Source organism: Thermoanaerobacter uzonensis DSM 18761 (assembly GCF_900129115.1).
Lineage (GTDB): Bacteria > Bacillota > Thermoanaerobacteria > Thermoanaerobacterales > Thermoanaerobacteraceae > Thermoanaerobacter > Thermoanaerobacter uzonensis.
On sequence record NZ_FQUR01000008.1, the window covers coordinates 194346 to 207400 of the forward strand.

The following is a 13055-nucleotide window of genomic DNA, read 5'->3' on the forward strand; positions in this document are numbered from 1 at the left end:
AACCCCCAAAAATCACTTAACCAACTTTTTGAACTTTTCTAATAATTCTTGAAGAGTTTCTTCATTTCTTACTAAAACAAAAATAGTATTATCTCCCGCTAATGTACCTACTATATTCTTCCAATTTAATGTATCAATGGCCTCTGCTGCTGCAGGAGCTGTGCCTGATAACGTTTTTATGACTATGATATTTCCGGCATAATCAACGCTCACTATAGACTCAGACAATAAAGTCATTAGTCTATCTGTAATATGGCTGTCTACTTTTCCCATCGGGGCGTATTTATATCTTTTTCCATCCTCTGTTAAAACTTTTATCAGTCTCAATTCTTTTATATCTCTTGACACAGTCGCTTGAGTCACATCAATACCTTGTTTTTGAAGTTCAGCTGCTAACTCTTCCTGTGTTTCAATTTCTTTTTCAGAGATTATTTCAAGAATTTTTGCGTGTCGAGCTATTTTCATCATATTAATCTTCACCTCTTTTAATTTTTATCTTTCTGTAAGTTTGTCCCTCAATAAGTCAAAAAAATTGGTATTTTTTACTTTTATAAGATTGGTATATTCATTGCTCTTTTTAATGTAAATTATATCTCTATAATCAAGTTTATATCCCTGTTGTCCGTCGGTTGTTATCATTAAATCTTGATTCTCTTCGCTTATTTCCAACCTGATGACATCATCTGGTGAAACTATTATAGATCTTGAATATAAAGTATGTGGACAGATAGGTGTTATTATTATAACTTCTACTGTAGGATATACAATAGGCCCCCCTGCTGAAAGTGAATAAGCAGTTGAACCAGTAGGAGTTGCAATTATTACTCCATCTGCTAAATAAGTATCTACATAGTTATTATTGACATAGGCATTAATACGAGCCATTCTTGAAAAAGCTCCTCTTGTAATGACAATATCATTTAAAGCTCTAAAATTAATAATCTCCATATCATTTTTAACTACATTTGCCTCTAGCATCATCCTTTTTTCTACTGTATATTCTCCTTTATATATTTTATCTAAAGAAACAAACACCTCATTTACATCTACTTCCGTAAGAAATCCAAGATGACCTAAATTTACGGCGAAAATAGGCGTGTCAAAAGGCGCACAGAGCCTTGCAACATTTAAAATAGTACCATCTCCACCCAAGGCAATTATAAAGTCGCATTTACCATATATATCTGTAGATTTTCTACCGTATTCATCATAACCCATTTTAGACGCAACTATTTCGTTAAGATATGGTTCAGAACTATGCTCCAATAGCCATTTTACTACAGATTTTGTCACTTCTAAGTCTTTATCTTTATTAATATTTGGAATTACACCGACTTTTTTCATTATAATATCACCACATTTATCATATTCTACAAAAAAACAAATTTTCCTGCTAAAGATTTTATTTGTTCAAATTTTTAAAAGCCTCTTCTACAATTTTCGTAATGTCAAAATTATGTTGTTTTCCAATTCCCTTTTTTCCGCAAATTAAATATTCTATATTGCCTTCTGCCCCTTTTATAGGAGAATAGGTAATACCTATTATACCGTAGTTAAACTTTTGAAACAAACTCACAATTTTTTCAATCACTTCCCTATGAACGGCAGGGTCTCTCACGACACCTTTTTTACCTACTTTTTCTCTCCCTGCTTCAAATTGAGGTTTTATTAAAGCTATCAAATCTCCCTCTGGTTTTAAAAATTTATCTGCAGAAGGTATAACAAGTTCAAGGGAGATAAAAGAAACATCTATTGTGATCATGTCCACTATTTCAGGCAATGTCTCTAAAAATCTTATATTAGTCTTTTCCATATTTATGACACGAGGGTCATTTCTTAAACTCCAATCCAATTGCCCGTATCCTACATCTACAGCATATACTTTCAAAGCACCGTGTTTTAAAAGGCAGTCAGTAAAACCTCCTGTGGAAGCTCCAATGTCTAAGGCAATCTTGCCAGTTACATTAATATTAAATGTTTCTATAGCTTTTTGTAACTTTAGCCCACCTCTACTGACATAAGGCAAAGAATTAGTTTTTACTTCAATTGAAGATTCTGTGTTGACAAACTCTCCAGCTTTTTCAATTTTCTTGCCATCAACATATACTTCTCCTGCCATAATAGAAGCTTTTGCTTTTTCTCTTGAGGAGAAAAGGCCTTTTTGAACAAGCAATACATCCAATCTTTCTTTTTTTGAAGCCATATTTACCTCATTTCCTTATATTTTTGTAGTATAGTATTTGCGATAGACTCGGCATCTAAATTGTATTTTTTAAACAAGCTTTCTACATCTCCATGTTCTATAAATTTATCAGGAAATCCTAAGCATAAAACTGGTTTGTAAATTCCTTTCAAATTTAAAAGCTCTAGTATAGCGTTTCCAACACCACCAGCTATTACATTGTCTTCCACTGTAACAATAAATTTAACTTTGTTTGAGATATCCAAGATCAGCTCTTCATCTAAAGGTTTGACAAATCTCAAATTTACAATAAATGGTTGTAAATCAGAAGCTTTTAAAATCTCTTTCGCTTCTAACACCTTCCCTACCATTCTTCCTAATGCAAAAATTGCTATTTCTGTTCCCTCAGATACTAACTCTGCTTTTCCAAACTCTATACTGCATTCTTTTGTAATATCAAATTCTCCTACTTTTCCCCTTGGATACCTTATGGCAACAGGGAAGTCAAGAGTCCTTGATAATTTAACCATTTCAACTAATTCATTTGCATCTTTGGGAGACATAATCGCTATATTAGGAATTGGCCTTAAATAAGATAGGTCAAAAACTCCTTGATGAGTTTCTCCATCCTCTCCTACAATTCCCGCTCTATCAATTGCAAAAACAACAGGTAATTTTTGTATACATACATCGTGTATAAGCTGGTCATAAGCTCTTTGTAAAAAGGTAGAATACACTGCAAAATAAGGTTTATATCCTTGTACTGCCATTCCTGCGGCAAAGGTAGTAGCATGCTGCTCTGCTATTCCTACATCAAAAAATCTTTCAGGAATCAATTTTGCAAAATGAATAAGCCCTGTTCCCTCTGGCATGGCAGCAGTTATTGCAACAATTTTGTCATCTTTTAATGCCATTTCAGTAAGAGTCTTTCCAAATACATCAGAATAAGTCGCCTGCCCCTCATTTACAAACTTACCTGTTTGTATGTCAAAAGGAGCTGCAGAATGAAACTTATCAGGAAATTTTTCTGCAAATTTATATCCTTTGCCTTTTTTTGTGATAACATGTACTAAAATAGGTCCTTTTATTTTCTTCGCTCTTTCTAAAACCTCTATAAGGCTATCAACATCATGTCCGTCAATAGGTCCTAAATATGTAAAACCCATCTCTTCAAAAAACATTCCTGGCACTAATAACTGTTTTACAGAATCTTTTATCCTTTCAATGTATTTATGAAGACTTTTCCCTATTGGAGGTACAATATTGAGTAAATTATCAACCTCTTGTTTTAATTTATTATAGGTAGGATCAGTTCTAAGTTTACTTAAATACAAAGATAAGCTACCTACGTTTTCCGAAATAGACATCTCATTGTGATTTAGCACGACAATCAAATCCGTTTTAGACCTTCCTGCATTATTTAACGCTTCAAGAGCCATGCCACCTGTCAAAGCTCCATCACCGATTACCGCTACAACAGAATATTTTTCACCCTTTAAATCTCTTGCTGTGGCGATACCCAATGCTGCAGATATAGAGGTGCTACTGTGACCTGCTCCAAATATATCATGCACACTTTCCGCTCTTTTAATATAACCAGAAAGGCCATTGAATTTCCTCAAAGTATCAAACTGGTCTTTCCTACCTGTAAGCATTTTATGCACATAGCATTGATGCCCTACATCCCAGATTATTTTGTCAACTGGCGAATTAAAAACATAGTGAAGTGCAACTGTAAGCTCAACGATTCCAAGATTTGAAGCTAAATGTCCACCTGTTTTAGATACCTTTTCTACTAAAAACTGTCGTATTTCTTCGCAAAGCAGTGAAAAGTCCTTTTTGTCTAATTTTCTTAAATCATAAGGACTATCAATTTGCTCAAGCATTTAAAACCCTCACTTTCTTTTTTTCCTTTTATTATTCTTATAATCTGGCAAAATTTTTATACCCATGTTTTTTTCTATCCAAGCAAGAATTACAGCAACTGTATAAACAATGGACTGGCTTTTAGCTATACCTATATTTTTACCAATAGCTTTTCCTCCAATTGTAATGGCAGATAATAAACCTCCTAAAATCGCAGTATAAAGAGAACCTTCGGGCCCCTCAAAAGCTAATTTTACAATTATTGCCATCAGAGCAGCACCAGAAACAATTCCAGAAATATCTCCTACTACGTCATTACAAAAATTAGCCACCATATTAGCATTTCTAAGAAGTTTTATGCCTTCCTTTGCTCCAAATACTTTTTTAGCTGCCATTGCATGAAAAGGTTCTTCTCTACCTGAAATTACTGCTATACCTATTATATCAAAAACCACACCAATTAACACTATAAAACCAAGAATACAAAAGGCTACAAAGAGATTGCTTTTTTTTAATGCAATATCAGAAAAAAAATTTAATACGGTGGCAAGAAAAAAGGTTATAATAGTTATATGTAAAATCCACTTATAATTCGTATTTATATTTTTATTTTTCATAATAAAAAAAAGACCTCCTAATATTATAGAGGCAAAGTGGTAGCATATTGGGTAAACTTTGCGGCTTAGGTCCAGTAGGATTTCCCAAGCGAGCACTGAACGTCGCCGTTCAGCGGTTCCCCTTTAAGCCCGCTTTTACCTTGTCACCAAAGGTAAGACTGGACTACCACTTAGTCCGCACCGTAATCCCCAATATGCCGCCCGACAAGACGCAGCCTAGGAGTTTTCCTCAACAGAGGAACCAACCCCTATCCTCTTTTGCAATTCGGGTTTCATCAGCAATAGCCAGTAATTCAAGAGCTCTTTGAATTATGGCTTACAACTGATATCCACCCGAATCACTCAAGGCAGGCTACACTGTCCGCAGCTTTATGGCCGCGAGACAGGTTCATCCTACCCCGTAGCCCGTAAAAGCCACGCAAGTAGGTCTCCGCGGAGGAAGGGTCAACGCCCACATGCCATTGTGGATCGCCCCCCCTCCTTAACTCCCAGCACCAGCCCCCAACTGGGCGTTGAAAGCCAGCACCAGGAACTTCATCGATGTGCCCTTGACGGATTTTTAGGCCCGTCTTCGGGATTAGCGCCTCTGACTAGGATACTGCACCACTTTGCCTTTCTTTTCAAGGTATTTTAATTATAACATAATAAAAAAGACAATATCAAACCTCTACAAAGTCGTTAAAAGGTTGCTACATTCCCTTAAATATCAAAAAACTCATTCCCTTTGAAAAGTATTGTCAATACTCCTTTATTCTTCAGTTTACTCTCTCAATTAAATAATTAGACAATTCTTTAAGAAAGAGCGCTTTTTCTCCAAACCTATCTAAAATCTTTATAGCATTCTGTGTAAGCTCTACAACCATCTCATGAGATTTTTCTAATCCAAAGATATTGACAAAAGTAAACTTGCCTTTTTCTTTATCACTACCTACTTTTTTACCCAATTTTTCCTCTTCTCCTATTACATCCAATATATCATCTTTTATTTGAAAGGCAAAACCTATTAAGCGGGCATATTCCCTTAAGGCATGAATATCTTCTTCTGTAGCACCAGCAATGTAAGCTCCTGCACAAACAGAGGCTTCTATCAAAGCCGCTGTTTTGTGTTCATGAATGAATTTTAATTCTTCATAGGTAAGCTCTGTGTTTTGTGAAAGTATATCTACCACTTGCCCACCAATAATTCCTTTACATCCTGAGGCTGTCGCAATTTCATTGGTAGCTTTCAATATTCTTTCATAATCTTCAGGATGTTCTAAAGCATGTCTTACTAACACTTCATACCCTAAATTTAAAAGTCCATCACCAGCTAAAATTGCTATAGCTTCTCCATAAACTTTGTGATTTGTGAGCTTTCCTCTTCTTAAATCATCATTATCCATGGCTGGAAGGTCATCGTGAATCAGAGAATAAGTATGAATAAGTTCAATCGCACAAGCTACAGGAAGAGCTTTTTTTATATCTCCTCCTAAAAGCTCACAAGAAGAAAGGCATAAAACTGGTCTTAACCTTTTCCCTCCCGCAAACACACTATATCTCATTGCTTCATAAATTATCTCTGGTTTTTCATCTATATCAAGTATTCTGTGTAGTTCTTTCTCAACAAGCTGTTGTTTTTCTCTTAACTTTTCTTTAAACATCCTTTTCCTCCTCTTTAAAATCAATTTCTTCATTTTCGTTGATGAGAAGGGTTATCTTTCCTTCAACCTCACTTAACCTTTTTTCTAATCTCTTAGAAATTTCAACACCTTCTTTAAATAAGTTAAAAGACTCTTCCAACATTAAATTTCCTTTTTCTAGTGTATTTACAATTTCTTCTAATCTCATCATTTCTTCTTCAAAAGTCAATTCCTCATTCATTCTCTTTCACCTCTTGTACAATCGCTTTAGCTTTGCCGTCTTTAAATAAGATTTTTATTTCATCATAAGGTTTTGTTTCTCTCACGGAGGAAACAACCTTTTCTTGTTTATTTAAAACAATTGTATAACCTCTTGTAAGCACTTTTAAAGGGCTCAAAGAATTCAACTTTTCTGCTAAAATTAAAAAATCATTTCTTTTATGTTGGTATATAGAAAGCATTTCATTGTATAAAGAGGCTGTTAAATTTTCAACTTTATGCCTTAAAATTTCACTTTTCTTAATGGGGCTATTAAGATACAAAGCCCTTTTAAGCCCTTCAAATTCTTTTTTCTTGCGATTTAATTCAGCAGTCATCAATGTTAATAATTTCGTTTTTAATAAAAACAATTCCCTTTGGTAAACTTTTATGTCTGGTACTACAATTTCAGCAGCTGCAGAAGGGGTAGGAGCTCTCAAATCCGCCACAAAATCAGAAATAGTAAAGTCTGTCTCATGGCCTACAGCAGAAACAACTGGTATGCGAGATGCATAAATACATCTTGCCACTTTTTCTTCATTGAAAGGCCAAATTTCTTCTAATGAACCTCCACCCCTTGCTAAAATAATTACATCAATGTCTTCCCTTTTGTTCAAAATTTGAAGAGCATTACATATTTCATTGGCGGCTGAGCTTCCTTGCACCAAAACAGGAACCACTAAAATGTCTACTGTTGGATTTCTCCTTCTCGAAATTGTTATTATATCTCGTATTACAGCCCCTGTTGGAGAAGTCACCACAGCAATTTTTTTAGGATGTTTAGGGATAGGTTCCTTTTTATCAGAATCAAAAAGTCCTTCTTTTTCCAGTTTCTCTTTAAGCTTATTAAAAGCAAGGTATAAAGCCCCAATACCCTCCGATTGAATAGACTGCACATAAAGCTGATAAGTACCGCTTTTCTCATAAACTGTTATTCTACCTGTAGCAATCACCGACATACCGTCCTGCAAAGTAAAATTTAAAAGTCTACTATATTCATTAAACATCACACACTTTAAAGAAGCTACTTCATCCTTTAAAGTAAAATATATTCCAGTGCTGTGATATTTTAAATTAGAGATTTCTCCTCTTACTCGGACATTTCTCAAAATTATATCATTGTCCATCATTCTCTTGATATAGTCCGTTATCTCACTGACGTTAAGTGCTTTTAATTGCATATTTAAAAGCCTCCAGGGTGTTTTTAAGTATCATAGCTGTCGTCACAGGCCCAACTCCTCCTGGAACTGGTGTTACATAAGAACACAAGTCTTTTACAGATTCAAAATTCGCGTCTCCATATATATTTCCATCGTAAACGTTTATACCTGCATCTATAAGAATTGTCCCTTCTTTAATCATATCTCCCTTTACCAAATTCATTTTTCCGGCTGCCAACACCAAAATGTCTGCTTGTTTAGTATAATAAGCCAAATCTTTTGTCTTTGAATGGCATACCGTAACTGTACAATTTTTATCCAATAAAAGCTTAGCTACAGGTTTTCCTAAAATATTGCTTCTGCCTATTACAACTGCGTGTTTTCCCTCAAATTGAGTATCAATACTTTCTAGAATATGTAAAATTGCTTTGGGAGTACAAGGAACAAAAAGAGGTTTTCCAGCAAAAAGCCTTCCCATATTATAATTAGATATACAATCAACGTCTTTATAAGGGTTTATAGTATCATAAACTAACTCGGCATTAAAGTTTTTAGGAAGAGGCATTTCTATCATTATGCCGTGGGTATTTTTATCTTCATTTAAAAACTTTAAGGTGTCAAAAAACTTCGACTCTTCACTTTCTGAAAAATAATAGATTTCAGCCTCAATCCCAACATTTTCGCAAGCTTTAACTTTAGAGTTTGCATAAACCTTTGAAGACTCATCATCTCCAGCCATCAATATCGCTAATCTGGGCTTGTAACCAAACTCCTTTATCTCTCTTTTTACCTCTTCTCTTATCTTTTTGGAAATCTCCTTACCATCAATTATCATTTGATTCTCCTTCCTCCAATCCTTTATCTCTTACAAACGCTCCCAATAAACCGTTTATAAACACATGAGAATCTTCAGTACTGTATTTTTTAGCTATTTCTACTGCTTCGTTTATAGAAATATTTACAGGAATATTCCCGTATTGCATCTCATAAATGCTGCACCTTAAAATAGCCAAATCTATTTTGGGCATGCGATTAAGAGCCCAATTTTGAGAGTATTTTTCTATTTCCTTATCAATTTCTTCTAAATGTTCAATAGCCCCTATTACGGTATTTTCTATATACTCTTTTTGTTCGCCTGGGTCGTTTTCCTTATAAAAATTCTCAAATATTTTGCTTATAGGTAACCTTGAAACGTCGTATTGATAAAGCATTTTTACAATCCATTCCCTGGCTTCAGTTCTGTTCATTGTCCCAACTCCTTGAATTTTACTTCTTACATATATTGTACCATAACTCTACTTAAACTAACCCTCTGTCTAGCAGAGGGTTAGTTTAAGTAGATATTTTAATTTTCCTCTTCTTTAACTTGCTGTTGTTTTTTATTTTCCTTATCCATATTTACCCCTTGAACGTGAATATTGACTTCAACAACTTTTAATCCTGTCATATTTTCTACAGCATTTTTAACATTTTCTTGTACATTCCAAGCTACTTCTGGAATTCTAACACCATAATCTACAATTAAATACAAATCTATTGATACTTCTTTTTCTCCCAGCTCTACTTTTACACCTTTACCTAGATTCTTTCTTCCTAACATTTCAGAAAGTCCGTTTACGACTCCCCCGCTCATTCCAGTTACTCCAGGTACTTCCGTTGCCGCCAAGCCTGCAATTACACTAACTACTTCTTCAGAGATTTTAATAGTTCCTAACTCTTGATTTTCATTTGAATTTACATTTTCTTCCATAAATTTCACCCCCTTAAAAATCAAAAATTTTTTAGAGAAAATAAATATTTGTCAAATAAATTATATCATAATTGTAGTTACAAAAACAATTAAGTTTTCTTATTCCAGCCTCGTCATAATTTTTATATTATCTAATGAGACTCCTGTCTGCCTGGAGACAATATCTACAATTTGTGCCACTTCTTCTTCTGACAGTTTATCTGCCTGTACAATTACATTTACTATTCCATTATCTATCATCACAACTGCATCTTGAAACCCCTTAGCTTTTATCAAATTTTCTATTATCATCTCTTGATTTGTTATTTCTGTAAGTTTTATTATTTGCCTTTGAGCTTCGTCTCTTGTCGCTTCACTGGTATTTTTATTTTCTACTATTTCCTTTAAAGCATCAATACTTCTACTTCTATTTATTTCTCTTTCTTCTCTATAAGTAGTAAATATTCCAGTGAAAAGTTTATCTTTTTCTGTACTAGTTTCCTTTGCAGAAGAAGTACTTGTTTGAATAACTTGTGAATTCTGACTGTACCCATTTTTAGCAGCTTCTTCTTTTTTATTGGTATACCCATAGTTTAAAACAAAAGCAATAGCAATTAGCAAGACAAGGGATATAATCGCTATAAGCTTTTTTCTCATATAGACCATAAAAACTCCTCCTCATTCTTATTTTGAAGATATTACCTTTACTTTATAGGCAGGAATCCCTAAAGCAGTTTGAACTGCCGAAGAAAGTTCGTATCTTAATCTTGGATCTTTTGCTCCATCAGCAACCACAATCACTCCCCTTATTTCTGGCATTATTCTTTTTAATACAATAGGAGTATTTTGGCCAGAGGTATCTTGAGAAGTTACTACTTTGTTGTTTGATTCTGTTTGAATGGTTTCTCTTATTCCTCCATTACTATCTTTTTCATTTGTAGTAGTACTGGATTCTACCACATCCATTGCTGCTACTACCTCTTCATCTGAATTTAGTGTTATGAGGACTTCAACATTTCCCACACCTTCAATTCTTGACAATATATTTTTTAAATCTTTTTCTAATTTTTGAGCATAATCTTCAGTATTACTTTCTTTTTGAGCTAAAACCAATTCCTTATTTTCGTTGTTATTTGAAGGGCGAGGTCTTGAAAGAGTACTCGCACCTATTAACAAAATTAAACCTATTAAAAAGATAACAGTCAAATTCTCAACCAACTTTTTATTATCTTTTAAAAATTTATCTTTAAGTTTATTAAAATCCACTCAAGTACCTCCTTTCAATTTATTCCTCATTTATAGATATATTCTTTAGTGGTACATTATAGAATGCACTTATTGTTTTTTTAATTTCTTCATAGTTAAATTTTTTATCTTCTATCGGTTTTGCTATTTTCCCTGAACCTTGAGAAACCCTTCTCGCATTTCTAAAAGATAAGGTTATTTCTTTAATTTTTCCAAACTCTTTGTCGTTTATGTTTTCTATAAAAGAAACATCTACTTCCACTCCCTCAATTTCATACAGATTTAAAAGCTTTTCTTTAATCTGTTCAATCAGCCTTTTCTTGTATTCTGCCACAATTAGGTTATTCCTCTGTTTTTCCGCTTCTTTTGAGATTTGCTCAATATTTACGTTTTTTAAAAAATAATCATTTTTAAATACGTAGGCTTCTATATTTGCTCCTCCTTTTAAAAAATTTATCAAGGGATTTAAGATAGTAATCATAATTACAAACCCTATCGCAACTTTAGCATATTTTTTTAAACTAGAGGAAGGAACTAAAAGTTCTAAAACTATCGAAAGAATTGCAATATAAATTATCTGTGCTATCCAATCTTTTAAAAACTCCATTGTTTCACCTACCTCAGCATAGTAGTAATATTAGCAGTCCCTATAATAGCTGTTATTGTAAAAAACATCATCACAGTGACAGAAGCCAATACCCCAAAAATATAAGTTAAAGAAGTTGCCACCTCTGAAAGGCAATTTACTATCCTTTTGTCTGAGATTGGCTCAATCACTGCTGCTGCAAAGCGATAAATGATGATAAGAGAAAAAAGCTTTATTAAAGGCACTGCAGAAATTATCACTATCGTTATAAGCCCATAAGTGCCTACTGCTCCTTTTATCAATAATGATGCCCCTATAATTGCATCGACACTATCAGACAAAAGCCCTCCTACCACTGGCAAAAAAGCACCTACTGTATATTTCGCTGTTCTCGATATTACTCCATCTGCCATTGAAGAAGATAAACCTTGTATAGTTATTACTCCTAAAAAAATACTCAATAAAATTGAAATAGAAGCTGTAGACAAAGTCTTAAAAAAATCCCCCATTTTATTCAAGCTAAATTTTTCAGAAATATTTCCTACAATTTTTACAGCTGTCATGAGCAAAATAACAGGCAATATAAAATCCCTCATCAGATGAGCTATAAACTCAACTGTCACAATGACAACAGGGTGAAAAAATGCTGCAGAGGTAAAAGCACCTACTGAGACAAGTAAAGTTATAAGTACCGGTAGCATTGATTGCATAAAGTCCACCATGTTGTCAATTGCTTCTTTGCCAATTCCTAAAGCTTCTGTGAAGCTTTTAACCCCTATTAAAATAAAAACTATATAAACCGCTAAAAAAGCAATCTCACTTATATTTTCATTTTCAAAGGAACCGTGTAAATTCATTAATATACCGCCAATTACAGCCAAAATTAAAAGTTGTGTTAAAAGTCTTACAGAGGAATATAATTCTTTGAAAAACAATTTTAATAAATTTTCAAAGAGTTCCTTTATATTAAAAGGTTGTTTTCCTGATATCACATCTCGTATATAAGTTTTTATATCAACATAGGGAAATATATTGCCATTTTTTTGATTAGCTTCTTTTACAAAGCGGTCAATCTGATAAGTGTCAATACCTTTCAATTGGCTTTCTATATCTTGTTGTCCCGTATCCGCTCTGGCAGTTGTTAATAAAATCATAATCATTAAAATCACAAAAAGTACCTTTTTCAATCTTTTACACCTCACGGCATTATTGAAAGAATTGTTTCCATCAATGCAACAATTATAGGTATTGATAAAAAAATTATGATTATCTTTCCTGCTATCTCTATTTTAGAAGCCAAATTTTTTTCATTTGCGTCAAGACACAGTTGAACTCCAAATTCTGTTATGTAAGCTATACCAATGATTTTTAAAGTTGTCATAAAATAAATATTGTCAAGTCTACTTTTTCTAGCAAGAGTATTCAATACTTCTACAATTGCGCTGAGTTTTGGAAGAATCATCATAAAGATGATGACTCCGGCTACCAAACTTAAAATTATTGCCATTTCAGGATTTGTTTCTCTTAGAACTGTCAAAATAACCAAAACCACTATTCCTAAAATAACAATTTGAAATATTTCCATTCTATCACCTAATAAAGTTGAAATATTGTTTTTACTGCATTAAACAAATTGTTTATCATATTTATCACCATCATTAAAACCACTACTATTCCTGCCAGTGTCACCATCATTGCTTGCTCTTCTCGCCCTGAACGGATTAATACTTGATTTAATACTGTTACCAGAATGCCAATTGCCGCAATTTTAAAAATTATATCTATGTTCATTA

The 13055-nt window shown here is 33.5% G+C and carries 17 protein-coding genes; all 17 read right to left on the reverse strand.

Going from position 1 to position 13055, the window contains the following annotated elements; translation table 11 throughout:
- Positions 1 to 12: 12 nt before the first annotated feature.
- Complete coding sequence (locus BUB32_RS04270) at positions 13 to 468, reverse strand: arginine repressor (protein ID WP_042832968.1); 456 nt, start codon at positions 466 to 468, stop codon at positions 13 to 15.
- Between the two features lie 24 nt (positions 469 to 492).
- Entirely contained in the window at positions 493 to 1344 is an 852-nt protein-coding gene (locus BUB32_RS04275) for an NAD(+)/NADH kinase (protein ID WP_072967745.1), read from the reverse strand.
- Positions 1345 to 1402: 58 nt separating this feature from the next.
- Positions 1403 to 2203: a TlyA family RNA methyltransferase gene (locus BUB32_RS04280; RefSeq protein ID WP_072967747.1), complete on the reverse strand. Its 801-nt coding sequence runs from the start codon at positions 2201 to 2203 to the stop codon at positions 1403 to 1405.
- A gap of 2 nt (positions 2204 to 2205) precedes the next feature.
- The gene (gene dxs, locus BUB32_RS04285) at positions 2206 to 4068 is read right to left on the reverse strand and encodes a 1-deoxy-D-xylulose-5-phosphate synthase (RefSeq protein ID WP_072967749.1); all 1863 of its coding nucleotides are present in this window, start codon (positions 4066 to 4068) and stop codon (positions 2206 to 2208) included.
- Between the two features lie 9 nt (positions 4069 to 4077).
- On the reverse strand, positions 4078 to 4665 hold the full coding sequence (locus BUB32_RS04290) for a hypothetical protein (RefSeq protein WP_072967751.1): 588 nt from the start codon (positions 4663 to 4665) through the stop codon (positions 4078 to 4080).
- Positions 4666 to 5420: 755 nt separating this feature from the next.
- Entirely contained in the window at positions 5421 to 6305 is an 885-nt protein-coding gene (locus BUB32_RS04295; protein WP_072967752.1) for a polyprenyl synthetase family protein, read from the reverse strand.
- Positions 6298 to 6525 carry an exodeoxyribonuclease VII small subunit gene (xseB, locus tag BUB32_RS04300; protein ID WP_003868778.1) on the reverse strand — a complete coding sequence of 76 codons (228 nt, stop codon included), beginning with the start codon at positions 6523 to 6525 and terminating at the stop codon, positions 6298 to 6300. The genes BUB32_RS04295 and xseB overlap by 8 nt, the downstream gene beginning before the upstream one ends.
- Positions 6518 to 7723: an exodeoxyribonuclease VII large subunit gene (gene xseA, locus BUB32_RS04305; protein WP_072967753.1), complete on the reverse strand. Its 1206-nt coding sequence runs from the start codon at positions 7721 to 7723 to the stop codon at positions 6518 to 6520. The genes xseB and xseA overlap by 8 nt, the downstream gene beginning before the upstream one ends.
- Positions 7704 to 8537, reverse strand: coding sequence for a bifunctional 5,10-methylenetetrahydrofolate dehydrogenase/5,10-methenyltetrahydrofolate cyclohydrolase (locus BUB32_RS04310; RefSeq protein ID WP_072967754.1), 834 nt, complete (start codon positions 8535 to 8537; stop codon positions 7704 to 7706). The genes xseA and BUB32_RS04310 overlap by 20 nt, the downstream gene beginning before the upstream one ends.
- Positions 8527 to 8949, reverse strand: coding sequence for a transcription antitermination factor NusB (nusB, locus tag BUB32_RS04315; protein WP_042832960.1), 423 nt, complete (start codon positions 8947 to 8949; stop codon positions 8527 to 8529). Before nusB ends, BUB32_RS04310 begins: the two co-directional genes overlap by 11 nt.
- Before the next feature lie 98 nt (positions 8950 to 9047).
- Positions 9048 to 9452: an Asp23/Gls24 family envelope stress response protein gene (locus BUB32_RS04320; RefSeq protein ID WP_072967755.1), complete on the reverse strand. Its 405-nt coding sequence runs from the start codon at positions 9450 to 9452 to the stop codon at positions 9048 to 9050.
- A 99-nt stretch (positions 9453 to 9551) separates the two neighbouring features.
- The gene (locus BUB32_RS04325) at positions 9552 to 10097 is read right to left on the reverse strand and encodes a SpoIIIAH-like family protein (protein WP_042832958.1); all 546 of its coding nucleotides are present in this window, start codon (positions 10095 to 10097) and stop codon (positions 9552 to 9554) included.
- 18 nt (positions 10098 to 10115) lie between these two features.
- The gene (gene spoIIIAG, locus BUB32_RS04330) at positions 10116 to 10697 is read right to left on the reverse strand and encodes a stage III sporulation protein AG (RefSeq protein WP_072967756.1); all 582 of its coding nucleotides are present in this window, start codon (positions 10695 to 10697) and stop codon (positions 10116 to 10118) included.
- A gap of 19 nt (positions 10698 to 10716) precedes the next feature.
- Positions 10717 to 11283 carry a stage III sporulation protein AF gene (gene spoIIIAF / locus BUB32_RS04335; protein WP_072967757.1) on the reverse strand — a complete coding sequence of 189 codons (567 nt, stop codon included), beginning with the start codon at positions 11281 to 11283 and terminating at the stop codon, positions 10717 to 10719.
- Between the two features lie 8 nt (positions 11284 to 11291).
- Positions 11292 to 12449: a stage III sporulation protein AE gene (spoIIIAE, locus tag BUB32_RS04340; RefSeq protein WP_072967758.1), complete on the reverse strand. Its 1158-nt coding sequence runs from the start codon at positions 12447 to 12449 to the stop codon at positions 11292 to 11294.
- Between the two features lie 11 nt (positions 12450 to 12460).
- Positions 12461 to 12847, reverse strand: coding sequence for a stage III sporulation protein AD (gene spoIIIAD, locus BUB32_RS04345; RefSeq protein WP_072967759.1), 387 nt, complete (start codon positions 12845 to 12847; stop codon positions 12461 to 12463).
- Positions 12848 to 12855: 8 nt separating this feature from the next.
- Positions 12856 to 13053 (reverse strand): stage III sporulation protein AC, encoded by a 198-nt coding sequence (spoIIIAC, locus tag BUB32_RS04350; protein WP_003868788.1) that lies wholly within the window; start codon positions 13051 to 13053, stop codon positions 12856 to 12858.
- Positions 13054 to 13055 lie beyond the last annotated feature (2 nt).

Bases quoted from the DNA above. Each gene is read 5' to 3' on its own strand.
- dxs (WP_072967749.1), bottom strand. From the start codon at position 4,068: ATGCTTGAGCAAATTGATAGTCCTTATGATTTAAGAAAATTAGACAAA.
- BUB32_RS04325 (WP_042832958.1), bottom strand. From the start codon at position 10,097: ATGGTCTATATGAGAAAAAAGCTTATAGCGATTATATCCCTTGTCTTG.
- spoIIIAC (WP_003868788.1), bottom strand. From the start codon at position 13,053: ATGAACATAGATATAATTTTTAAAATTGCGGCAATTGGCATTCTGGTA.
- BUB32_RS04275 (WP_072967745.1), bottom strand. From the start codon at position 1,344: ATGAAAAAAGTCGGTGTAATTCCAAATATTAATAAAGATAAAGACTTA.
- BUB32_RS04295 (WP_072967752.1), bottom strand. From the start codon at position 6,305: ATGTTTAAAGAAAAGTTAAGAGAAAAACAACAGCTTGTTGAGAAAGAA.
- xseB (WP_003868778.1), bottom strand. From the start codon at position 6,525: ATGAATGAGGAATTGACTTTTGAAGAAGAAATGATGAGATTAGAAGAA.
- BUB32_RS04320 (WP_072967755.1), bottom strand. From the start codon at position 9,452: ATGGAAGAAAATGTAAATTCAAATGAAAATCAAGAGTTAGGAACTATT.
- spoIIIAF (WP_072967757.1), bottom strand. From the start codon at position 11,283: ATGGAGTTTTTAAAAGATTGGATAGCACAGATAATTTATATTGCAATT.
- BUB32_RS04310 (WP_072967754.1), bottom strand. From the start codon at position 8,537: ATGATAATTGATGGTAAGGAGATTTCCAAAAAGATAAGAGAAGAGGTA.
- BUB32_RS04270 (WP_042832968.1), bottom strand. From the start codon at position 468: ATGATGAAAATAGCTCGACACGCAAAAATTCTTGAAATAATCTCTGAA.
- nusB (WP_042832960.1), bottom strand. From the start codon at position 8,949: ATGAACAGAACTGAAGCCAGGGAATGGATTGTAAAAATGCTTTATCAA.
- BUB32_RS04280 (WP_072967747.1), bottom strand. From the start codon at position 2,203: ATGGCTTCAAAAAAAGAAAGATTGGATGTATTGCTTGTTCAAAAAGGC.
- xseA (WP_072967753.1), bottom strand. From the start codon at position 7,723: ATGCAATTAAAAGCACTTAACGTCAGTGAGATAACGGACTATATCAAG.
- spoIIIAD (WP_072967759.1), bottom strand. From the start codon at position 12,847: ATGGAAATATTTCAAATTGTTATTTTAGGAATAGTGGTTTTGGTTATT.
- BUB32_RS04290 (WP_072967751.1), bottom strand. From the start codon at position 4,665: ATGAAAAATAAAAATATAAATACGAATTATAAGTGGATTTTACATATA.